The 21136-nt window shown below is 63.5% G+C and carries 21 protein-coding genes and 1 pseudogene; 15 read left to right on the top strand and 7 right to left on the bottom strand.

Going from position 1 to position 21136, the window contains the following annotated elements; genetic code table 11:
• Nucleotides 1–26: 26 nt before the first annotated feature.
• Both moaA and VF34_RS18985 read left to right on the top strand, forming a co-directional pair.
• The gene (moaA, locus tag VF34_RS18990) at nucleotides 27–1139 is read left to right on the top strand and encodes a GTP 3',8-cyclase MoaA (RefSeq protein ID WP_045841880.1); all 1113 of its coding nucleotides are present in this window, start codon (nucleotides 27–29) and stop codon (nucleotides 1137–1139) included.
• Nucleotides 1140–1170: 31 nt separating this feature from the next.
• On the top strand, nucleotides 1171–1416 hold the full coding sequence (locus VF34_RS18985; RefSeq protein WP_032372664.1) for a MoaD/ThiS family protein: 246 nt from the start codon (nucleotides 1171–1173) through the stop codon (nucleotides 1414–1416).
• A gap of 30 nt (nucleotides 1417–1446) precedes the next feature.
• On the opposite strand, the gene nadE is transcribed toward VF34_RS18985, so the two are convergent.
• On the bottom strand, nucleotides 1447–2292 hold the full coding sequence (gene nadE, locus VF34_RS18980; RefSeq protein ID WP_032372663.1) for an ammonia-dependent NAD(+) synthetase: 846 nt from the start codon (nucleotides 2290–2292) through the stop codon (nucleotides 1447–1449).
• 66 nt (nucleotides 2293–2358) lie between these two features.
• Between nadE and VF34_RS18975 the strand changes: the two genes are divergently transcribed.
• A complete protein-coding gene (locus tag VF34_RS18975; protein ID WP_032372862.1) occupies nucleotides 2359–3141 on the top strand; it encodes a fructosamine kinase family protein in 783 nt (260 codons plus the stop codon).
• 10 nt (nucleotides 3142–3151) lie between these two features.
• Here the strand turns inward: VF34_RS18975 and VF34_RS18970 are convergent, their stop codons facing one another.
• Nucleotides 3152–3751, bottom strand: a complete 600-nt coding sequence (locus tag VF34_RS18970) for a TetR/AcrR family transcriptional regulator (RefSeq protein WP_027496598.1) — start codon at nucleotides 3749–3751, stop codon at nucleotides 3152–3154.
• 104 nt (nucleotides 3752–3855) lie between these two features.
• Between VF34_RS18970 and VF34_RS18965 the strand changes: the two genes are divergently transcribed.
• From VF34_RS18965 to nrdF, 7 genes are all read left to right on the top strand, one after another.
• Nucleotides 3856–4422, top strand: a complete 567-nt coding sequence (locus tag VF34_RS18965; protein ID WP_027496599.1) for an NAD(P)H-dependent oxidoreductase — start codon at nucleotides 3856–3858, stop codon at nucleotides 4420–4422.
• A 43-nt stretch (nucleotides 4423–4465) separates the two neighbouring features.
• Complete coding sequence (gene ykgO, locus VF34_RS18960) at nucleotides 4466–4588, top strand: type B 50S ribosomal protein L36 (protein ID WP_027496600.1); 123 nt, start codon at nucleotides 4466–4468, stop codon at nucleotides 4586–4588.
• A gap of 402 nt (nucleotides 4589–4990) precedes the next feature.
• Complete coding sequence (locus tag VF34_RS18955; RefSeq protein WP_027496601.1) at nucleotides 4991–5224, top strand: redoxin NrdH; 234 nt, start codon at nucleotides 4991–4993, stop codon at nucleotides 5222–5224.
• 24 nt (nucleotides 5225–5248) lie between these two features.
• The gene (gene nrdI, locus VF34_RS18950) at nucleotides 5249–5710 is read left to right on the top strand and encodes a class Ib ribonucleoside-diphosphate reductase assembly flavoprotein NrdI (RefSeq protein ID WP_027496602.1); all 462 of its coding nucleotides are present in this window, start codon (nucleotides 5249–5251) and stop codon (nucleotides 5708–5710) included.
• A 34-nt stretch (nucleotides 5711–5744) separates the two neighbouring features.
• Entirely contained in the window at nucleotides 5745–7910 is a 2166-nt protein-coding gene (nrdE, locus tag VF34_RS18945) for a class 1b ribonucleoside-diphosphate reductase subunit alpha (protein ID WP_032370748.1), read from the top strand.
• Between the two features lie 184 nt (nucleotides 7911–8094).
• The gene (locus VF34_RS18940) at nucleotides 8095–9003 is read left to right on the top strand and encodes a hypothetical protein (RefSeq protein WP_032366348.1); all 909 of its coding nucleotides are present in this window, start codon (nucleotides 8095–8097) and stop codon (nucleotides 9001–9003) included.
• A gap of 298 nt (nucleotides 9004–9301) precedes the next feature.
• Entirely contained in the window at nucleotides 9302–10312 is a 1011-nt protein-coding gene (nrdF, locus tag VF34_RS18935) for a class 1b ribonucleoside-diphosphate reductase subunit beta (RefSeq protein ID WP_032366349.1), read from the top strand.
• Between the two features lie 24 nt (nucleotides 10313–10336).
• Here nrdF and VF34_RS18930 read toward each other — a convergent pair whose 3' ends face one another.
• The 4 genes from VF34_RS18930 to VF34_RS18915 all read right to left on the bottom strand — a co-directional run bounded on the left by VF34_RS18930 (nucleotide 10337) and on the right by VF34_RS18915 (nucleotide 13045).
• A complete protein-coding gene (locus VF34_RS18930) occupies nucleotides 10337–10534 on the bottom strand; it encodes a type II toxin-antitoxin system antitoxin (RefSeq protein ID WP_027496605.1) in 198 nt (65 codons plus the stop codon).
• Between the two features lie 3 nt (nucleotides 10535–10537).
• On the bottom strand, nucleotides 10538–11455 hold the full coding sequence (locus VF34_RS18925; RefSeq protein ID WP_027496606.1) for an SPFH domain-containing protein: 918 nt from the start codon (nucleotides 11453–11455) through the stop codon (nucleotides 10538–10540).
• 98 nt (nucleotides 11456–11553) lie between these two features.
• On the bottom strand, nucleotides 11554–12027 hold the full coding sequence (locus VF34_RS18920) for an NUDIX hydrolase (protein WP_032372661.1): 474 nt from the start codon (nucleotides 12025–12027) through the stop codon (nucleotides 11554–11556).
• A gap of 4 nt (nucleotides 12028–12031) precedes the next feature.
• A complete protein-coding gene (locus VF34_RS18915) occupies nucleotides 12032–13045 on the bottom strand; it encodes an ABC transporter substrate-binding protein (RefSeq protein WP_045841879.1) in 1014 nt (337 codons plus the stop codon).
• 373 nt (nucleotides 13046–13418) lie between these two features.
• Here VF34_RS18915 and ctaD point away from each other — a divergent pair, with 373 nt between their 5' ends.
• The 4 genes and pseudogenes from ctaD to yczE all read left to right on the top strand — a co-directional run.
• Nucleotides 13419–15209, top strand: coding sequence for an aa3-type cytochrome oxidase subunit I (gene ctaD / locus VF34_RS18910; protein WP_027496609.1), 1791 nt, complete (start codon nucleotides 13419–13421; stop codon nucleotides 15207–15209).
• A 149-nt stretch (nucleotides 15210–15358) separates the two neighbouring features.
• Nucleotides 15359–16585, top strand: coding sequence for a phosphoserine phosphatase SerB (gene serB / locus VF34_RS18905; protein ID WP_032372861.1), 1227 nt, complete (start codon nucleotides 15359–15361; stop codon nucleotides 16583–16585).
• Nucleotides 16582–17391, top strand: coding sequence for an aminoacyl-tRNA hydrolase (locus VF34_RS18900; RefSeq protein WP_032372659.1), 810 nt, complete (start codon nucleotides 16582–16584; stop codon nucleotides 17389–17391). The genes serB and VF34_RS18900 overlap by 4 nt, the downstream gene beginning before the upstream one ends.
• 75 nt (nucleotides 17392–17466) lie before the next feature.
• A pseudogene (gene yczE, locus VF34_RS25630) lies at nucleotides 17467–18045 on the top strand (membrane protein YczE); the annotation flags it as partial.
• A gap of 11 nt (nucleotides 18046–18056) precedes the next feature.
• On the opposite strand, the gene glgX reads toward yczE, so the two are convergent.
• Nucleotides 18057–20213, bottom strand: a complete 2157-nt coding sequence (glgX, locus tag VF34_RS18890; protein ID WP_045841963.1) for a glycogen debranching protein GlgX — start codon at nucleotides 20211–20213, stop codon at nucleotides 18057–18059.
• 61 nt (nucleotides 20214–20274) lie between these two features.
• Between glgX and VF34_RS18885 the strand changes: the two genes are divergently transcribed.
• Nucleotides 20275–21096, top strand: coding sequence for an ABC transporter ATP-binding protein (locus tag VF34_RS18885; RefSeq protein ID WP_027496614.1), 822 nt, complete (start codon nucleotides 20275–20277; stop codon nucleotides 21094–21096).
• The last annotated feature ends 40 nt before the right edge of the window (nucleotides 21097–21136 follow it).

Genomic DNA, 21136 nt, shown 5'->3' with positions numbered 1-21136 from the left:
ACTGGGTAGACAAGCCGATGTGAGACATGCAGGAACAGACGGATTCGAGGTGTGAGGTGACGGTTGACAGTGTCACGTCCCTCGGGATCCCACGTATAGGTTCAGCTTCCTCGGGGTCGTCGTTCGGCCCGGTCGACGATCGTCCCGACGTGCCGCATCTGATCGATCGATTCGGGCGGGTGGCACGCGATCTGCGCATCTCGATCACCGAGAAGTGCTCGCTGCGGTGCACGTACTGCATGCCGGAGGAGGGGCTGCCGGCGATCCCCACAGCCGACCTGCTGACCGCTGGCGAGATCGCTCGGGTCGTCTCGGTTGCCGTGCGCCTGTTGGGAATACGCGACGTGCGTTTCACCGGCGGCGAGCCTCTGATGCGTCGAGATCTGGACGAGATCCTTCGTTCGTGCTCCGCTGTGGCGGACGGCGTGCCGTTGTCCATGACCACCAATGCCGTCGGTCTCGAACATCGTGCGCAGGCCCTCGCCGAGGCCGGTCTGACGCGCGTCAACGTGTCGTTGGACTCGGTCGATCGCGAACAGTTCGCGCGCTTGACTCGACGCGATCGTCTGCCGTCGGTGCTGGCCGGCATCCGGGCGGCCAAGAAGGCGGGCATCGGTCCGGTGAAGGTCAATGCCGTACTGATGCGAGATACCCTCTCCGGGTCCGTGGATCTGCTCCGGTGGTGTCTGGACGAGGGGGTCGCGCTTCGATTCATCGAGCAGATGCCACTCGACGCCGATCACGAATGGGCCCGCAACAACATGATCGACGCCCAGACGTTGCTCGACGAGCTGTCCACTGCTTTCGATCTACGTGAAGTGGGTCGCGCCGATCCGTCCGCTCCCGCCGAGGAATGGAGCGTGGACGGCACGGAGGCAACCGTGGGAATCATCGCGTCCGTCACGCGCTCGTTCTGCGGCGACTGTGATCGAACGAGGCTCACTGCCGAGGGGACCATCAGGTCCTGCCTGTTCAGCGACGACGAGACGGATCTTCGCGCTGCGCTGCGGGGCGGTGCCACCGATGACGAGTTGGCAGCAGTATGGCGCGGAGCCATGTGGAACAAATGGGCCGGGCACGGCATCGACGCCGAGGGCTTCGTGCCGCCGACCCGCAGTATGGGAGCAATCGGTGGTTGAGACACAGCCCAGCACGAACGATAGTCGAACGATGCAGGTGGAGGTGCGGTACTTCGCAGCCGCCGTCGACGCGTCCGGCTGCGAGTCCGAACACCTCTCTCTGCCGGTCGGTGCGACGCTCGGAGAATTGCGCGAGGCCATCCGTTCTCGGTACGGCGCCCCGATGGAACCGATTCTGCGGGTGTCGGCGTATCTGGTCGGAGACGAGTTGACCCGCGATCTGGGTCGGTCCGTAGGCAGCAGAGTCGACGTACTGCCGCCGTTCGCCGGCGGCTGATCGTCACCGATCGCCGCCGACGAAGGTCGGTCAGTGACCGTTCTTCCACCAATCGTCGAACGGTGTCACTGGAACGGTTCGCTTGTGGCGCGTCGCGGCGAACATCTTCTCGAGTTTGTCGGCCACTTCCTCGGTGACGTCCTTGCCTTCGAGGTAGTCGTCGATCTGCTCGTATGTGACGCCGAGTGCTTCCTCGTCGGGCAGAGCCGGTCGGTCGTCTTCGAGATCCGCGGTGGGGACTTTGCGCCAGGTACTTTCGGGCGCACCGAGCTCGCGCAGCAGCGCAGCGCCTTGTCGCTTGGTCAGGCCGGTCAGTGGCGTCAGATCCACCCCGCCGTCGCCGAACTTGGTGAAGAAGCCGGTGACCGCCTCGGCCGCGTGATCGGTGCCGACGACGACGTATCCGAGTTCGCCGGCGATCGCGTACTGGGCGACCATGCGTTGGCGAGCTTTGATGTTGCCGCGCACGAAATCTCGGACCTCGCCGGTTCCCAGAGCGTCGGCGGTCGCAGCGGCTGCGGCATCGGAGGCCTCCTTGATGTTCACCGTCACCGTGCGGTCGGGATCGATGAACTTCAGTGCGATCGCCGCGTCGTCTTCGTCGGCCTGTACACCGTAGGGGAGCCGTACGGCGACGAATTCGGCCTCGTGCCCGTCGGCTCGTAGTTCGGTCACCGCCCGTTGTGCGAGCTTGCCGGTGAGGGTGCTGTCCTGTCCGCCGCTGATCCCGAGTACGAAACCGGAGGCCGGTGTCGACGCGAGGTAGTCCTTGAGGAAGTCCACGCGCCTGCGGACCTCCGTCACCGGATCGATGGTCGACTGTACCGCCAGCTCACGCATGATTCCGGAGCGCAATTCCGAGTTGATGTGTCCCATCCGATCATCCTAATGACGAGTGCGGGTACGCGTTCGGGTCGAGAAGGATGCGTAGTGTCGTTCGACGTGAGCGGATCCACCGATACCTTCGTCAAGCGAGATACGCGCGCGCACCCGGACTTCTTCGAGGCCGAGGCGACGGGACTCGCGTGGCTCGGTGAGACAGGGGTGCCTGTCGTCGGTGTTCTCGATCGCGGACCGACGTTCATCGAACTCGAGCGGTTGACGGCCGCGTGTCCCACCGAGATCGCGGCCCGTCGATTCGGGCGCGCACTGGCCCGTATGCACGACGGCGGCGCGGCCGGATTCGGGGCTCCGCCGAATCGCCCGGACGGCACACCGTTTCCCGGGCAGTTGTTCATCGGCTCGCGGCCCATGACCAACACTGTCCACGCCACGTGGGGTTCGTTCTACGCCGCCGAGCGAGTGCTGCCGTTTCTGCGGATCGCGGTCGACGCCGGAAACGTGACGCAGTCCGAGGCGGCGACCGTCGAGGCGGCGTGCGAGCGGGTGGCGGACGGCGAGTTCGACGACGGTGAACCGCCCAGTCGAATCCACGGAGACCTGTGGAACGGCAACGTCTTCTGGACCGATGCGGGTGTCGTGCTGATCGATCCCGCGGCACACGGCGGCCATCGCGAAACGGATCTGGCGATGGCGGCACTGTTCGGCTGTCCTCATCTGGACGCCATGGTCGACGGCTACGAGTCCGTGCACCCGCTGCGGACGGGGTGGCGCGACCGGACCGCCCTGCACCAGTTGCATCCTCTGGTCGTACATGCGGCCGGACACGGCCGTTCGTACGGAACTGCCTTGCATTCGGCGGCACTGTCGATCCTCGCGACGTGACCGACAACCGCTATGGGACGCGAGTTGCTCTGCGCACCAGATCTTCCCACCCGTCGGCCAGACGATCCATCGTCATTCCGAGGTCTCGGTACTGGTGCAGCACCAACGTGGCTTCCAGGGGGGTGAGCAGCCAGTAGGTGAGAAGTTCCAGGTCTCCCTCCACGCCGGCTGCACGGAGCAAAGACAGAACGTGTGTGAAATTGACCATGTGCGCCGGAGCCGAATACCGAGCGTCGGCCGAGCTTTCCGCGGCGCGCAGCACCTCGCCCTGAACCCTGACGAATTCCAGCCGTGCCCGACCGAACGCGACGAGGCGGTCGATGGGATCGGCACCGGGCCCGAGCGGCGGTTCGCCGAACATGAACGAGCTCTGCAACATCTTCTCGGTGTGATCCAACAGGGCTCGCATCAACCCGGCGCGGTTGCCGAAGCGCCGGAACACGGTGCCTTTGCCGACGCCGGCCCTCGTTGCCACGGCTTCCATGGTGACGGCGTCGGCACCGAGGGTCGCCACCAGCTCCGTCGCGGCGTCGAGGAGCAGCCGGCGGTTGCGGGCAGCGTCACAGCGTTCGGAGTCTTCGCCTACTACGGGCAGCATCGGACCGGTCACCTGTTCAGGGTACCTCGCTGAGGAATGCAAGTGGACCGCGGTCCGCTTGGATGGTATGAATTGACACGACGATCACGTCATCCGAACTTTCGAAGGAAGATTTCATGTCAGACGCACACGTACTCGTTCTCGTCGGAAGCCTGCGCGCCGAATCGGTGAACAAGCAGATTGCCGAGACTGCAGTCACCGTCGCACCGGCCGATGCCGAGATCGTGGTCTACGACGGGCTGGGCGACGTTCCCTTCTACAACGAGGACATCGACGTCGATGGCTCCGTGCCTGCGGCCGCCCTCGCTCTGCGCGCCGCTGCCGAGAAGGCTTCTGCGCTGCTGTTGGTCACGCCCGAATACAACGGCACCATTCCGGCCGTGCTGAAGAACGCCATCGACTGGCTCTCACGTCCCTACGGTGCCGGTGCCATGGTGGGCAAGCCGGTCGTGGTCATCAGCGCATCGCCGAGCGGCAACGGGGCCAAGTGGGCCCACGAGGACACGAGCAAGGCCGTCCGCATCGCCGGCGGATCCGTACTCGAGGACGTCCAGCTCTCCATCGGCGGCACCATCGACAAGTTCGGGGCCGCCCACCCGCGTGAGAACGCCGAGGTGTCCGGTGAGATCGGCCATGTCGTGGCCGAGTTGGTCAAGGCGTCGAAGGAACTCATCAGCGCGTGACCGCTTGATGGTATCGGGAATCGTTTTCATGTAGCCTGGTCTCATGAAGGTGAGAAATTCTCTGAAATCGCTCAAGAACAAGCCCGGCGCCCAGGTGGTTCGCCGCCATGGGGTCGTGTTCGTGATCAACAAGAAGGAGCCGCGGTTCAAGGCGCGTCAACGCTGACACTCGCGTGATCCACGTGACGGCCCCTCGGAGCAACTCCGGGGGGCCGTCGTCGTGCGCGGGTGTCTTCGGTGATCGTCACTGTCGGGGCGACGGTCGGTAGTGACGAAAGACACCTCGTTTTGTGACGTCCGACACGCCGATGTGGGGTGGACGAGCGTCGGTCGCACGGCCGTGACCAGCGAATACCACGCATGTTGTTCGCAACATCTCGTGTTCTAGGCAGATGGGGGACACTAGGTGTAGTGTTTGACCCGCCGAGAGACCACAACTCGAAGAGCCCGAATGACGTGGGTTCGAGCAGGTCGCAGTCGCCCTGAGCGGGAGATGTTCTCGGTGCCACACGCAGAGCACATCGTCGCCATCGGTGCACCCGACGGCGACAACGGAAAGAGGGACACCATGAGCATCACCGTTTACACCAAGCCCGCCTGCGTCCAGTGCAATGCCACCTACCGCGCCCTCGACAAAGCGGGTATCGAGTACTCCGTCATCGACATCTCGCAGGACCCCGAGGCACGTGACTACGTCATGGCGCTCGGTTACCTGCAGGCCCCCGTCGTCGTCGCCGGTGACGACCACTGGTCCGGTTTCCGCCCGGATCGCATCAAGACCCTCGCGACGAACGCTGCTTGAACAGATCGAGAAAGTGAGTGAGCGGTGAGTTCACAACAGCAGTCCTCGAACTCACTCGTCTACTTCTCCAGCGCGTCGGAGAACACGCACCGTTTCGTGTCGAAGTTGGATATCCCCGCGACGCGCATTCCCTTACGAGATCCGGACGGCACGTTTCGCGTCGACTCTCCCTACGTCCTGATCGTGCCGACGTACGGCGGAGGAACGACGTACGCCGGCCGCGACACCAACTACGTCCCCAAGCGTGTGATCAAGTTTCTCAACGACAAGCACAATCGATCGTTGATCAGAGCCGTCATCGCTGCCGGAAACACCAATTTCGGTGACTCCTTCTGCTTTGCCGGAGACGTCATCTCGCAGAAATGCGCGGTTCCGTATCTCTACCGCTTCGAATTGATGGGCACCCCCGAGGACGTAGTGCGAGTCCGCGAGGGACTCGAAGACTTCTGGGAACGGGAAGTCCGTCGCGCTGCCCACACGCACTGAGCATCAACCACCACAGACCAGTAGGAGCACCGCCGTGGCACCGACCATCACCGACGCAGCACCCGCACCCGCGACCGTTCGCAGCGACGGTGACATGGACTATCACGCGCTCAACGCGATGCTCAATCTCTACGGGCCCAACGGTGAGATCCAGTTCGAGAAGGATCGTGAAGCTGCCAATCAGTACTTTCTGCAGCACGTCAACCAGAACACCGTGTTCTTCCACGACCTGGACGAGAAGCTGGACTACCTGGTCGAGGAGAACTACTACGAGCCCGAGGTTCTGGACCAGTACTCGCGTGAGTTCGTGAAATTCCTGATCAACCACGCGTACTCGAAGAAGTTTCGATTCCCGACCTTCCTCGGTGCGTTCAAGTACTACACCTCCTACACGCTCAAGACGTTCGACGGTAAGCGCTACCTCGAACGCTTCGAGGACCGTGTGTGCATGGTGGCATTGACGCTGGCGGCCGGTGACGAAGCCCTGGCCACCGATCTCGTGGACGAGATCATCGCCGGCCGATTCCAGCCCGCGACGCCCACCTTCCTCAACTCGGGCAAGAAGCAGCGCGGCGAGCCCGTCTCGTGCTTCCTGCTCCGCATCGAAGACAACATGGAGTCCATCGGACGATCCATCAACTCCGCGTTGCAGCTGTCCAAGCGCGGCGGCGGAGTTGCATTGCTGCTGAGCAACATTCGCGAAGCAGGTGCGCCGATCAAGCGGATCGAGAACCAGTCGTCCGGTGTCATCCCGATCATGAAGCTGCTCGAGGATTCGTTCTCGTACGCCAACCAGCTCGGGGCACGCCAGGGCGCGGGCGCGGTGTACCTGCACGCGCACCACCCCGACGTGTACAAGTTCCTCGACACCAAGCGTGAGAACGCCGACGAAAAGATCCGCATCAAGACGCTGTCCCTCGGAATCGTCATCCCGGACATCACGTTCGAGCTGGCGAAGAAGAACGAGGACATGTACCTGTTCTCGCCGTACGACGTCGAGCGCATCTACGGAGTGCCGTTCGCCGACATCAATGTCTCGGAGAAGTACTACGAGATGGTCGACGACAAGAGGATTCGCAAGACCAAGATCAAGTCGCGTGAATTCTTCCAGACTCTCGCCGAGCTGCAGTTCGAGTCCGGCTACCCGTACATCATGTACGAGGACACCGTCAATCGTGCGAACCCGGTGAAGGGCAAGATCACTCACTCCAACCTGTGCTCGGAGATTCTCCAGGTCTCGACGCCGTCGACGTTCAACGACGACCTCTCGTACAGCCATGTGGGCAAGGACATCTCGTGCAACCTGGGCTCGCTGAACATTGCCAAGACGATGGATTCGCCCGATTTCGGTAAGACCATCGCGGTGGCGATCCGTGGTCTGACTGCGGTGTCGGATCAGACCCACATCTTCTCGGTACCGTCGATCGAGCAGGGCAACAACGACTCTCACGCGATCGGCCTGGGTCAGATGAACCTGCACGGCTACCTCGCCCGCGAGCGCATTCACTACGGCTCGACCGAGGGAATCGACTTCACCAACATCTACTTCTACACGGTGTTGTTCCACGCCATCCAGGCCTCGAACCAGCTGGCCAAGGCTCGCGGCCAGTACTTCAAGGGTTTCCCGGATTCCAAGTACGCGTCGGGTGAGTTCTTCGACAAGTACACCGACCAGGTGTGGGAGCCTGCGACACCGAAAGTCGCGAAGTTGTTCGCCGACTCCGACGTCGCCATCCCGACCCAGGCCGACTGGGCCGCGCTGAAGGCGTCGGTGCAGGAGTACGGAATCTACAACCAGAACCTGCAGGCCGTTCCGCCGACCGGCTCGATCTCGTACATCAACAACTCGACCTCGTCGATTCACCCGGTGGCGTCGAAGATCGAGATCCGCAAGGAAGGCAAGATCGGCCGCGTCTACTACCCGGCACCGTATCTCGACAACGACAACCTGGATTACTACCAGGATGCGTACGAGATCGGCTACGAGAAGATCATCGATACCTACGCTGCCGCAACGCAACACGTCGATCAGGGCCTGTCCTTGACGCTGTTCTTCAAGGACACGGCCACCACCCGCGACATCAACCGCGCGCAGATCTACGCATGGCGCAAGGGCATCAAGACGCTGTACTACATCCGTCTGCGTCAGATGGCCCTCGAGGGCACCGAGGTCGAGGGCTGCGTTTCCTGCATGTTGTGAGGGCTCGGCATATCAGCCAGAGAACTGAATAAAATTCGGTCTGGCTCCGCGGCAACGGAGCCAGACCGATCTCGGCCCGGAGGCGCGAGGGTGACTTCATCAGTCCACTTGAGCGTATCGGAACTTCTTGAGGCAAGATGCCTCTTTCCGTCCTCTGGGCCTAAATCCCCAGGAGGACCGCATTATGAAAAACATCACTCAGTATTTCGGTATCACCAGAGCAGTCCCGTTCGTCGATGTGGCTGTCGCTAGGGACAACCTTCTCTTCATTGATCCGCATGCGATCAGGCTAAGTAGAACTCCTGGTCCGTTTGCGGGAGAAGCGATCGACTGCATCGACAGTTACTTCGACACGATCGCTCGATGTGTGATGTCACCATCGGTGTCGGATCGCATGCGCGGACGGGCCTTGCTTAATCACTTTCCGGAGCCGAAGGAAACTCGATTTGGTATGTCCGTCAATGGATTCCATGGACACGGGGGAGCTGCCGACGTTGGACGTTGGATCTGGAACGGCCTGTCGACTGATCTTCATGCCCTGCTGAGGGTGGGCGTCCTCAAGCGCCTGGAGGAATTGCCGCTGTACATCGACGGTGTCGGGGATGACATCACGTCGGACATAACGACCAGAATCATCTACGGACCTCTCGCCCGGTACACGGCAGAGATGGTCAGGAGGTATCCCGAGTTTTCATCGCACGGTCATAAGCTGGTGACCATACGATCGCAGGCGTGGGATCCGTCGACGCGAGAATGGGTTGTAGCAGCGTTCACGTTGCCCGTGGCACATGGCGAGCCGCTTCTGCTCGTGCCGACGAGTTGGGCTCGCTCTGGGATGCTCATGTCTGCTCGCCGCTTCTACGAGACAAGCGTACTGACTTATGTGCAGGACGAGCAGGCGGTTCTGAACTCTAGAGGGAAATTGTTGAAGAGTCCGAAGTACAGGCTCAGAACATTGCCAGGGCTTGAGCCGGGCAGGCGGACGAACCTCAAGGTGACTCTGCGAGCTTTGGAAAGCTCAGATGACGTGTTGGATTTGTTTCGGAAGTTTGTAGCAATGCGCGCGGCTCTACAGGAGCGCGACGCTGGTTGATCTGGCTATTGCAGCTGGCCGCGATGGCACAATTGAACGAACAGTACTAGTGGCGACAAGCGATCTTGTCGCCACTAGTGCTGTTTCACAACAAGTTTCGGTGAATTGTGCAAACTGCTGCATCAGGCGAGTCGTCAGCCAACTGAGTTGCATGGGTGTAGTTTGAAGGTCAAGATTGATTCAGGTCGCCGATCAGCATCGAGCGGCAGGCCGACCATCAGAAGCTAAGTTGAGTTTGAGGGTCGGACACACATAGATTTGACCAACCCAAGCAAACGACTCGACACCGGGGACCCAAATGACGACCGCATCCAAGCCGCAAACGCCGGCTCACGGAACTCCAGCGCTAAAGCTCATCGATCGTGTCACCGCGATCAACTGGAATCGGGTCCAGGACGACAAGGACTCCGAAGTCTGGGAGCGTCTCACCAGTAATTTCTGGCTGCCCGAGAAGGTGCCGGTGTCGAACGACATCCCGTCGTGGGCCACTCTGACCGCCGTCGAGAAGCAGCTGACGATGCGCGTGTTCACCGGACTGACCCTGCTGGACACGATTCAGGGGACGGTCGGTGCCGTCAGCCTCATTCCCGACGCCATCACTCCGCACGAGGAGGCGGTGTACACCAACATCGCGTTCATGGAGTCGGTGCACGCGAAGAGCTACAGCTCCATCTTCTCCACCCTCAGCTCCACCCGCGACATCGACGATGCGTTCCGCTGGTCCGAGGAGAACGTCAACCTTCAGCGCAAGGCCGAGATCGTGCTGAACTTCTATCACGGTGACGACCCGCTCAAGCGCAAGGTGGCGTCGACTCTGCTCGAGTCGTTCCTCTTCTACTCCGGCTTCTACCTGCCGATGTACTGGTCCTCGCGGGCCAAGCTCACCAACACGGCAGACCTCATCCGGCTGATCATTCGTGACGAGGCCGTGCACGGGTACTACATCGGATACAAGTACCAGAAGGGTCTCGAGAAGGTCAGCGAGGAGCGGCGTGAGGAACTGAAGAACTACACCTTCGAGTTGCTGTTCGAGCTGTACGACAACGAGGTCGAGTACACCCAGGATCTGTACGACGAGATCGGTCTGACCGAGGACGTCAAGAAGTTCCTGCGCTACAACGCCAACAAAGCACTGAACAACCTCGGCTACGAGGGCCTGTTCCCCAAGGACGAGACGGATGTGAACCCGGCAATTCTGTCGGCTCTGTCACCCAACGCCGACGAGAATCACGACTTCTTCTCCGGGTCGGGCTCCTCGTACGTCATCGGAAAGGCCGTCAACACCGAAGACGAGGACTGGGACTTCTAGAAACCCATCCTCGCGCCGTGCCGCTCACTCCTTCGGTGGGCGGCCCGGCGCGCGAATGTCTTTGGCCTCCTTCGGCATTCGGCCCTGCTCGCTCAGTGCTCGACGCAGTAGGAACTCGATCTGAGCGTTGGTGCTTCGGAGCTCGTCGGAGGCCCAGCGGGCAAGAGCGTCGTGCACCGCTGGGTCCAGCCGAAGCAGAATTTTCTTACGCTCGACGGCCATGGCTCACTGGTACAGCGATCCGGTGTTGACGACGGGCTGGGTATCGCGATCGCTGCACAACACCACGAGCAGATTCGACACCATGGCCGCTTTCCGCTCCTCGTCGAGTTCCACGACGTGTTTCTCCTCGAGCTTCGAGAGTGCCATCTCCACCATTCCCACCGCACCTTCGACGATCTGCTGACGCGCTGCGATGACAGCTCCGGCCTGCTGGCGTCGCAGCATGGCCTGCGCGATCTCCGGAGCATAGGCAAGACGGTTGATGCGGGTCTCGATCACCTCGACGCCGGCCGATCGCACCCGCGCGTGTACTTCCTCCGACATGGCGGCGGTGATCTCGTCGGCGTTCTCGCGCAACGACATTCGTCCTTCGGCGTCGTACGGGTAGCTACCGGCGATATGCCGAACCGCAGATTCGGTCTGAACGGCCACGAACTCCTCGTAATCGTCGACCTGGAAGGACGCCAGGGCGGTATCGGCAACCTGCCAGACGACGATGGCAGAGATCTCGATCGGATTGCCGTCGGCGTCGTTGACCTTCGATTGACCGGTCTCGTGGTTGCGAATTCGCGTCGAGATGGCCCTGCGGTACGTCAACGGATTGGTCCAGCGCAGCCCCGGTGTACGCAGCGTCCCGCTGTACGAACTGCCGAGTAGCTGCAGAACGCGAGCTTGATTCGGTTGCACCAGAGTCAATCCCATGAGTGCCGGCAGCGAGAGCACGAACAGGACGACTCCGACGACCGTGAGCCCCACCACGGAGAAGACCAGTCCGAGAGCGAACGCGGCGATTCCGCCGAGAAACAGCGCGAGACCGACGCCGAGCATCGACCAGCCCGGCAGATCCCAGCCGGTGCGCTCGGCGATGGTCGTGGTCGGTGTACCCGTCGGCTTCTCGGCGACGGTAGCGGGTGCGGACATGAGAACCTCCCTCTCGATGTTGATAGTAAAGTGATATCACATTACGAATCGAAACAGGGACGGTTCGGTGGAGCTGTGTACTCGGTGCGGCAGGGGAGTCAGCGTCGAAACCATGCCGACGGGTCGTCGGCGATGGCTTTCTCGATTCGCAATCGCGAAGTGGCCGTGAGGTTTTCGGGTAGGCCATCGAGTTCGAACCAGGCCACGTCGAGGTTCTCGTCGTCGGCGACATGAGGAGTGCCGCCGGTGTGGCGAGCGAGGAACGTGATGTCCAGATATTGCGCGACGTCGCCGTTGGGGTAGGTGATGGGCTCTGTCACGTCGACGCTCGTCAGGCGCACGATCGTGGCGTCCACACCGGTCTCCTCACCGATCTCACGCAGCGCGGCGGGTGCAGGTTCCTCGCCGGGCTCGAGGATTCCGGAGACCACGGCCCAGGTGTTGTTGTCTGCCCGCAGAGTCAGCAGCACGCGCCGATCGTCGTCGAGAACGACAGCACTGACACCGGACAACCAGAGTGGTGACGTGCCGACGACGCTGCGGAGCGCTTGCACGAATTCCGGAATGGGCATCGCGTCAGGACACGTAGGCGTTCAGAGAAGCGGACAGGTCGGCCAGGATGGCGCGCGCCGCGACAACTCCACTGCCGGACCAGACCGTGTCGTTCACCGCGAACACTCGCCCGTCGGTGACCGAGCCGAGAGCGTGCCACGCGTCGCCGTCCATCACCTCACGGCCGAAGGTCTCGCCGTCCGGGCCCGCGAATCGCACGTAGACGATGTCTCCCTCGACGGGCTCCAGGTTCCCGGACTCGACCGAGAAACCACCGTCACGCTGATTCTGTGGCCGCCCCACGCCGACCTCGGCAAGCACCTGGCCCGCGAACGAGTCCGGACCGTCGACCTCGATGGAGTCGGCATCGAATCGGACGACCGACGCCTGCGTCTGGGTCGCGTCGATCTCGCGTCCGACGCGTTCGGCATCCGCGGAGAACGACGCGAGCTGGTCGAATCCTGCCTGGCCTCGACCCAAGGCGGCTGCGGACTGCAGAAAAGTGTCTTTCCATCCTTGTCCGGTCGCGGTGAACACGGTCGGCGCGATGGCAGTCAGCGAATCGTAGGTATCGGATCCGAGAGAATCGGCCCCCAGGATCAGGTCCGGGTCGAGGGCGGCGATCGCATCGAGGTCGGGGGCACCGACCGGGCCGACCGACGGAACCGACGCCAGGCCGGTACCCAGGTACAGCGGTTGGTCTCCGTCTCCCCGGAAGTCGGGGTCGAGCGTGGCAGCGCCGACGACGCGTTCCCAGATCCCGACCGCGCAGCTGGCGTCGAGGCCTGCAGCGTCGAGGACGACGATGCGCTGTGGATCGGCCGGGATGGCACTGATTCCCTCGGCGTGCCCGACGGGGCGCGTATCGCCCTCGACTCCCGTCGGGTCGAGTGGGGCAAGTGCGGGACACAGTCCGACGGTGTCCCGGTTGTTACCGACCACCCCCGCTCCGGCAATGTTCGTCGTACTGCGAACGATGGTGGATGCGTCGTCCTCGGTCGCGGAGTCGGAGCATCCGGTCAACGCCACGGCTGCCATCAGACAGACAGCGGCCGCCGTGCCCGTGGTGTGTGGCGCGAACCGGCGGGGGAGTCGTGGTCGAAGTGGCAACGCGGAACTTCTTTCTGCGGGTCGGGTGGTCTCACACAGTAACGGAAATCGCCTCGCGCAGAGCACTGCCGCGGACCCTTCCCGGCCATCTGTTCGGGAGGTGCTCCAGGGTGTGTCGGAGGGCTCGTAAAGGCCGACGGCGCAGGCAGATCGCCCCCCGAACCATGGTTCGATCGAATCCAATACGACACACGGTAGGACCGGTTCGGCAAGCGTCGGTCCGACGGTCTACGATTCGAGTAGCGCACGACTAGTGACGTCGCCTCGTGATTCGGGGTCGGACGCGCAATCAGGAGGATCTGTGACTGCCCTAGCGCCTAGGCCCGCTCCCGCGGTGGATGCTGCTCGGCCTTTCCCGCCGCGGATGGGACCGAAGGGTTCGTTCATCCACAAGGCGGTGACCACAACCGATCCCAAGGTTCTCGGGATCATGTACATCGCGACGTCGTTCGCCTTCTTCCTCGTCGGTGGACTGATGGCGCTGTTGATGCGCGCCGAGTTGGCCGTGCCGGGGATGCAGTTCCTGTCCAACGAGCAGTACAACCAGCTGTTCACGATGCACGGCACCATCATGTTGCTGCTGTACGCAACGCCGATCGTGTTCGGCTTCGCCAACTACATTCTTCCGCTGCAGATCGGTGCGCCGGACGTGGCGTTCCCGCGTCTCAACGCGTTCTCCTACTGGCTGTACCTGTTCGGTGCGCTGATCACCACGGCCGGCTTCATCACCCCGGGTGGCGCGGCCGACTTCGGATGGACGGCGTACACGCCGCTCACCTCTGCTCTGCACTCGCCCGGTGTCGGTGCCGACCTGTGGATCATGGGCCTCGCCGTCGCCGGTCTGGGAACCATCCTCGGTGGCGTCAACATGATCACCACCGTGATCTGCCTTCGCGCTCCCGGTATGACGATGTTCCGGATGCCCATCTTCACCTGGAACATCCTGGTCACGTCGATTCTGATCCTGCTGGCGTTCCCGCTGCTGACCGCCGCACTGCTCGGCCTTGCCGCCGACCGCCACCTGGGCGCGCATCTCTTCGACCCGGCAACGGGCGGAGTGCTGCTGTGGCAGCACCTGTTCTGGTTCTTCGGGCACCCCGAGGTCTACATCATCGCGTTGCCGTTCTTCGGAATCGTGTCCGAGGTGTTCCCGGTGTTCTCCCGCAAGCCGATCTTCGGTTACTCGGGTCTGATCTACGCGACGATCGCCATCGCTGCACTGTCGATCGCCGTGTGGGCCCACCACATGTACGCCACCGGCGCGGTACTGCTGCCGTTCTTCTCGTTCATGACATTCCTCATCGCTGTTCCGACCGGTGTGAAGATCTTCAACTGGGTCGGCACGATGTGGCGCGGACAGGTCACGCTCGAAACGCCCATGCTGTTCTCGATCGGCTTCCTGATCACGTTCGTGTTCGGCGGACTGACCGGTGTGCTGTTGGCTTCGCCTCCCATCGACTTCCAGGTCACCGACACGTACTTCGTCGTCGCCCACTTCCACTACGTGGTGTTCGGCACCGTGGTGTTCGCGACCTATGCAGGCATCTACTTCTGGTTCCCGAAGATGACGGGCCGGATGATGGACGAGGCTCTGGGCAAGTGGCACTTCTGGCTGACGTTCTTCGGATTCCACGCCACGTTCCTGGTGCAGCACTGGCTCGGTAACGAAGGCATGCCACGTCGCTACGCCGACTACCTGCCGTCCGACGGCTTCACCGAACTGAACATCATCTCGACCATCGGTGCGTTCATCCTCGGTGCCTCGACGCTGCCGTTCGTCTGGAACGTGTTCAAGTCGTACCGATACGGTGAGGTCGTCACCGTCGACGATCCGTGGGGTTACGGAAACTCGTTGGAGTGGGCCACCTCGTGCCCGCCCCCGAGGCACAACTTCACCGAGCTGCCCCGGATTCGTTCCGAGCGTCCGGCGTTCGAGCTGCACTACCCGCACATGGTCGAGCGGATGCGGTCCGAGGCGCACGTCGGTCCTGGTGCTCACGGTGGCAAGACCACCGCGGTACTCGAACAGGCCCGCCGGGCTCCGATCGCCACCAGCGATCACGAAGGTTCGGGCGACCCGGATCCCCGGTAGTCCACAGCACAGCGAGAGCCCCTCCCGGCTACCGGGCGGGGCTCTTCGCTTGCGACAATCTTTCCTGCGCGTCCTGCCCGTTCGGCGGTAGTCGCGGGACACGAGCAGGGCACACCAGTAATGGGGGGACAGTGCGAAAGGGAGATTCGGTGAGATCGAGCGACACTGCGGTGTTGGTAACGGTGACGGGACCCGACAAACCAGGTGTCACATCGGTGCTGTTCGCGGCCCTGTCGCGGCACGACGTCAGCCTGCTCGACGTGGAGCAGGTGGTCATCCGCAACAGGCTGACCCTCGGGGTGTTGCTGACCTGTCCACGCGATCCCGAGGCGCTCCAGGAAGAACTCGAAGACGCCATGGCCACCGTGGGTGTCCATGTCGATGTCGAGATCGACGCGGCTCAGAACGGTGGACGCACGCTGGCCACGCATGTCGTCGTCGTGCTCGGCCGTCCGGTGACTGCGCGAGCGTTCAGCACCATCTCGAGGGAATTGGCCCGGCAGGGGACCAATATCGATTCCATCCGTGGGATCGCGGACTACCCGGTGACGGGCCTCGAACTTCAAGTCACCGCCACCGACACCTCGCCTGAGGCAGACCTCCAGCTACGCACCGGCCTCGCCGCGATCGCAGCGGGAATCGGCGTCGACATCGCAGTGGAGCGAGCCGGCATCGCACGGAGGTCGAAACGACTCATCGTGTTCGACGTGGACTCGACGTTGGTCCAGGGCGAGGTCATCGAGATGCTTGCCGCCCGGGCCGGGCGCGAAGACGAGGTACGTGCCGTCACCGAGGCGGCGATGCGCGGGGAGATCGACTTCGCGGAGTCGTTGGAACAGCGTGTCGCCGCGCTGGCAGGCCTCGACGCATCCGTCATCGACGACGTCGCCGACAGCTTGGAGCTGACGGCAGGGGCTCGAACGACCATCCGGACGCTTCGGCGTCTCGGTTTCGCCTGCGGTGTCGTATCGGGTGGGTTCCGCCAGGTGATCGAGGGATTGGCTCACGAACTCGAACTCGACTATGTGAAGGCCAACACACTCGAGATCGTCGACGGGAAGTTGACGGGTCGAGTCACCGGCGACGTCGTCGACCGCGCTGCGAAGGCGACCGCACTGCGGGAGTTCGCCGCCCAAGCCGGAGTGCCGATGGAGCAGACGGTCGCGGTCGGCGACGGTGCCAACGACATGGACATGCTTACCGCGGCCGGGCTCGGCGTTGCGTTCAACGCCAAGCCCGCGCTACGCGAGATCGCCGATACTGCGATCTCGCACCCGTACTTGGACGCCGTCCTGTTCATTCTCGGGGTCACCCGAAACGAGATCGAAGCCGCGGATGCCGTCGACGGGGGAGTCCGCCGCGTCCCGATCCCATGACCGACGCCTCCGCCGTCGGCGACTCCGTCGATCGGGACCGTGTCGAGTCGACGTCCGATACGGCTGAACCCGAGCAGTTCTCGGACGCCAACACGTTCGCCTCGCGTCACGCCGAATTGGCCCGCGGCTACGGCGGTGCCGAGGATCCCGAGGACCCGTCGGAGGTTCTGGCGATGCCCATGGTGCTGCACATACCCAAGGCCGATCCGCCGGTGCGCAACGACCTACTCGAAGCCGCCGCCCGCGCCGTCGTGGCGCTGTGCCTCGACCCGCGGGTCGGTGACGACGCCTCGTGGCACGAGCCTTTCGTCGCGTGGACCTCGGCGCGGATCAGGAAGGTGGCCCGCCGTGCCCGCGGCGCACAATGGACTGCGGCGCAGGAAGTTCCGGGTGTCACGGTCGAGGTCGGGAACGCTTCGGCCCGTGCTTTCGTGCCGGGTCGCGTCGGCGATCTGGATCCGCGCATCAAGCGTCTTCAGATCGGCGGCACCGACGTACCGGCCGAAGAAGAGTCACCGCCGAGCGCCGGTCCGGTGCTGTGGATCGACGCGTCCCTGTCGATGACGGTGGGCAAGGCCGCGGCGCAGGTGGGTCATGCGTCGATGTTGCTGGCCGGTGCGATGAGCCTCGACGACTGTCGAGCCTGGGCCGATTCCGGTTTCGCCTGTTCGGTTCGATCGGCGGATCCGGAGCAGTGGACTCACGCGCTGGACGAGGTCCGCGCGGGTCGCGCCGTCGCAGTTCGAGATGCTGGTTTCACCGAAGTGGCTCCCGGTTCGACGACCGTGATCGCTGTCCGGACATAACACAGCATCGGTCGGGGGTCCACTGTCGCATAACTGGCTATCGAACGAGGTATCCAGTGGCCGGACACTGAAACCATGCCTTTCTCACCGCCACTCGTCGCCGGCCGTCGTCTCCCGTCTCGCCTGACGGCGCTCTACGTCGGGCTGTGGCTGTACGGCGCGTCCATGTCGCTGATGATCGCCGGTGGGCTCGGCGTCAACCCCTGGGATGTGTTCCACCAAGGTCTGTCGCGGCACCTGTCGCTCAGCTTCGGAACCATCACTGCCATCACCGGCGTGGCGGTGCTCCTGATGTGGATACCGCTGCGGCAGCGTCCGGGTTTGGGGACCGTGAGCAACGTGATCGTCATCGCTGTCGCCGTGGATACGACGTCGGCGATTCTGCCCCATCTGGACGGGCCGATCGTTCGGACACTGGCAATGGTGTCGGGCATCGTCGTCAATGCCTTCGCCACGGCGCTCTACATCGGTGCGGGAATGGGCCCGGGCCCCCGAGACGGTTTGATGACCGGGTTGGTGGCGCGCACCGGATGGTCGATTCGCCTCACTCGCACGGGAATCGAACTGACAGTGGTACTCACCGGCTGGCTGCTCGGCGGAACTCTCGGTGTGGGTACGGTGCTCTACGCGCTCGGGGTAGGACCGCTCGTGCAGCTGTTCATGACTCACCTACCGGCGCTGCGGAACACGAGAACGGTGGAGCCGGTCACCGAAATCTTCGAACCTGCCTCGAGTGCAGTGGTATCGGGTGGGACGCCGTCCACGCGAGAGGAATCGAGGACGGGCACGAATCGAGACGACGACCAACTGGGGCAGGCCAGCGTGATTTCGGCGGGACCGCCGGAATGCAAGATCAGCAACGAACTCGCGTCGTCCACCTGCCCGCCGTCGGAGGCGTAGGAACGCACGTCGGACCCGTCGACCCAGGCGGAGATCGTGCGCACCGAATCGTCGTTCCATCTGTCGTGATCGAATTCGATTCCGGCGGAATCGAACCAGACGAGGTCCGGTCGACCGGTCGGCGTCGCCCGGCCGGTGAAGAACTCCTGCTGACGCAGTGTCGGGGCGCTCGCACGTACGCGCAGCAGGCGCGCCACGAATCGAATCAGGTTCTGATCCGCGCTGTCCCAGTCGACTGCCCAGGCGTCGGATGCCGGTGCATCGTGAGATACGCAGTACGCGTTGTTGTTTCCGCCCTGGCTGTGGCCGAGTTCGTCACCTGCGAGCAGCATCGGTGTTCCGGTCGACAGCGTCAGGGTGGCAAGCAGAGCACGGACGTGTCGCCCACGGTCGTCGAGGACGGAGGGATCGTCGGTCGGACCCTCGACGCCGTAGTTGACCGAGGAGTTGTTGTCGGTGCCGTCTCTGTTCTCTTCGCCGTTGGCTTCGTTGTGCTTTCGTTCGTACGAGACCAGGTCGTGTGCGGTGAATCCGTCGTGTGCGGTGACGAAATTGATCGACGCCCACGGCAGTCGACCGCTGCCGGCATAGAGGTCCTCGGAACCGGCCAGGCGGGAAGCCAATTCGCGCACTCCGTGATGGCCGGCCCAGAATCCTCGCACGGTATCTCGGTAGCGGTCGTTCCACTCGGACCACATGACCCCGAAGTTGCCCACCTGATATCCGGCACCGGTCGCATCCCAGGGTTCGGCGATCAACTTGACGCCCGACAGCACCGGATCGGTACCGATCGCCGTCAACAGCGGTGCACGAGAATCGAATCGCCAACCGCCCGGTCGGCCGAGCGTACTGGCCAGGTCGAATCGGAATCCGTCCACGCCCATGTCCTGCACCCAGTACCGCAGGCTGTCGCACACCATGCGGACCACGGCGGGAGACGCCGAATCGAGTGTGTTGCCGCAACCGGTCAGGTCGACGTCGGATCCGCGACCGTCGAGCAGGTAGTACCCCGGCGCGTCGAGACCCCGCCAACTGATCGACGGCCCGTCGACCGCGGATTCGCACGTGTGGTTGTAAACCACGTCGAGAATCACTTCGATCCCTGCGCTGTGCAAGGCGTCGACCATCGTCCGGAACTCGTCCACTTCGTTGCCTCGTACGGCGGCGAAACGCGGATCGGGAGCGAAATACGCGCCCGTGGAGTAGCCCCAATGGTTTCGCATCCCTCGAGCGCGTACCCCGGGTTCGGTGAACGTGGTGTGGACCGGCAGCAATTCGACCGACGTGATGCCCGTTCGAGCCAGGTGTTCGAGTACGGCCGGTTGCGCGAGCCCGAGGTAGGTGCCACGAAGGTGTTCGGGTACGCCGTTGTGGCGCGCGGTGAACGACCCGACGTGCAATTCGTAGAGCACGGTTCTGTCCCAGGGAACGGCAGGCCTCACCGGTCGGTCGCCGTTGTCCGACGGTCCGCGGACGACGCCGAGCGGGAGGTGGCCGAGGGAATCGCGACTGCTGGGGGCTCCGAACGGGTCGTCCTCGTAGGCCAACAGGGCTGCGGGATCCCCGAAGTCACCGGACACCTGGCGGGCGGACGGGTCGAGCAGGATCTTGGCCCCGTTGAATCGTCGGCCCGAGTGGGGATCCCAGGTGCCGTGCGCGCGAAAGCCGTACCGCACGCCTGGCCCGACGTCGGGGACGAAGGCATGCCTGATGCCGAAGGTCCGGTTGGTCAACTCCATGCGCCGCTCGCCGCCGTCCGGGTCGATCAGACATACCTCGACGCCATCCGCACCGGGAGCGTGGACTGCGAATTGCGTACCAGTGGGGTGCGCAGTGGCACCCAGGGGGAACGGCTGCCCGGGCGGGTTCACGCGAGTGACCCCGTCGACAGGACGGCGGGAGGTGCGAGGTACATCGTCAATGGGCGACACGCGTGCACATCCTGCCGTGTCTGCGCGGGGAGTGTGCGGGAGGATAGGAGCCGTGTCTGAACCGGATCCCGACCTGCTCGTAGATTTCACCGATGTCGTAGTCCGCCGAGGTGGCGTGACGTTGGTGGGTCCCGTCACCTGGAAGGTGGAACTGGACGAACGGTGGGTCGTACTCGGGCCCAACGGTGCAGGGAAGACGTCGCTGCTCCGTATCGCTGCCGCCGAGATCCATCCCACGTCCGGTGTCGCTCACGTCCTCGGTGAGGTGATGGGCAGAACCGATGTCTCGGAACTGCGTCCTCGAATCGGCTTGTCGTCGTCCTCGTTGGCGCACCGAATTCCTGCCGACGAACTGGTCTCCGATCTGGTCGTATCCGCCGGCTACTCCGTGCTGGGGCGCTGGCGGGAGAAGTACGACGCGATCGACACCGAACGGGCCGTCGAGATGCTCGAGAGCCTCGGGGCCGAGCATCTGGCGACGCGGACCTACGGCACCCTGTCGGAGGGTGAGCGCAAGCGTGTACTGATCGCCCGTGCCCTGATGACCGATCCCGAACTGCTGTTGCTGGACGAGCCCGCTGCCGGCCTCGATCTCGGTGGCCGCGAGGAACTGGTAGCCCGGTTGGCCGATCTGGCTGCCGACCCCGACGCTCCCGCGACGGTGCTGATTACCCACCACGTGGAAGAAATCCCGCCCGGCTTCAGCCACGCACTGCTCCTCAAGGAGGGCGGCGTGGTTGCGCAAGGCCTGGTCGACGACGTCATCACGGCGGAGAACCTGACCGAGGCATTCAGCCAGTCGATCACCCTCGATCGCGTCGACGGTCGCTACTTCGCGCGGCGCACGCGCGCTGCCGGGGCGCACCGCCGCTAGAGCGGACCCCGTGCCCGGGCGCACCGGCTCAGCGGTACGT

Source organism: Rhodococcus sp. PML026 (assembly GCF_000963615.1).
GTDB lineage: Bacteria > Actinomycetota > Actinomycetes > Mycobacteriales > Mycobacteriaceae > Rhodococcoides > Rhodococcoides fascians.
The sequence above is the reverse complement of the archived record's forward strand: the minus strand, read 5'-3'. Positions and strand labels throughout refer to the sequence as shown.

Coding starts and splice junctions, on each gene's coding strand:
- VF34_RS18920 (WP_032372661.1), bottom strand. CDS start 12,027: ATGCCCATTCCGGAATTCGTGCAAGCGCTCCGCAGCGTCGTCGGCACG.
- VF34_RS18940 (WP_032366348.1), top strand. CDS start 8,095: ATGAAAAACATCACTCAGTATTTCGGTATCACCAGAGCAGTCCCGTTC.
- VF34_RS18930 (WP_027496605.1), bottom strand. CDS start 10,534: ATGGCCGTCGAGCGTAAGAAAATTCTGCTTCGGCTGGACCCAGCGGTG.
- VF34_RS18900 (WP_032372659.1), top strand. CDS start 16,582: ATGACCGACGCCTCCGCCGTCGGCGACTCCGTCGATCGGGACCGTGTC.
- VF34_RS18955 (WP_027496601.1), top strand. CDS start 4,991: ATGAGCATCACCGTTTACACCAAGCCCGCCTGCGTCCAGTGCAATGCC.
- VF34_RS18985 (WP_032372664.1), top strand. CDS start 1,171: ATGCAGGTGGAGGTGCGGTACTTCGCAGCCGCCGTCGACGCGTCCGGC.
- VF34_RS18925 (WP_027496606.1), bottom strand. CDS start 11,455: ATGTCCGCACCCGCTACCGTCGCCGAGAAGCCGACGGGTACACCGACC.
- VF34_RS18965 (WP_027496599.1), top strand. CDS start 3,856: ATGTCAGACGCACACGTACTCGTTCTCGTCGGAAGCCTGCGCGCCGAA.
- nrdF (WP_032366349.1), top strand. CDS start 9,302: ATGACGACCGCATCCAAGCCGCAAACGCCGGCTCACGGAACTCCAGCG.
- VF34_RS18915 (WP_045841879.1), bottom strand. CDS start 13,045: ATGGCAGCCGTGGCGTTGACCGGATGCTCCGACTCCGCGACCGAGGAC.
- ykgO (WP_027496600.1), top strand. CDS start 4,466: ATGAAGGTGAGAAATTCTCTGAAATCGCTCAAGAACAAGCCCGGCGCC.
- moaA (WP_045841880.1), top strand. CDS start 27: ATGCAGGAACAGACGGATTCGAGGTGTGAGGTGACGGTTGACAGTGTC.
- nadE (WP_032372663.1), bottom strand. CDS start 2,292: ATGGGACACATCAACTCGGAATTGCGCTCCGGAATCATGCGTGAGCTG.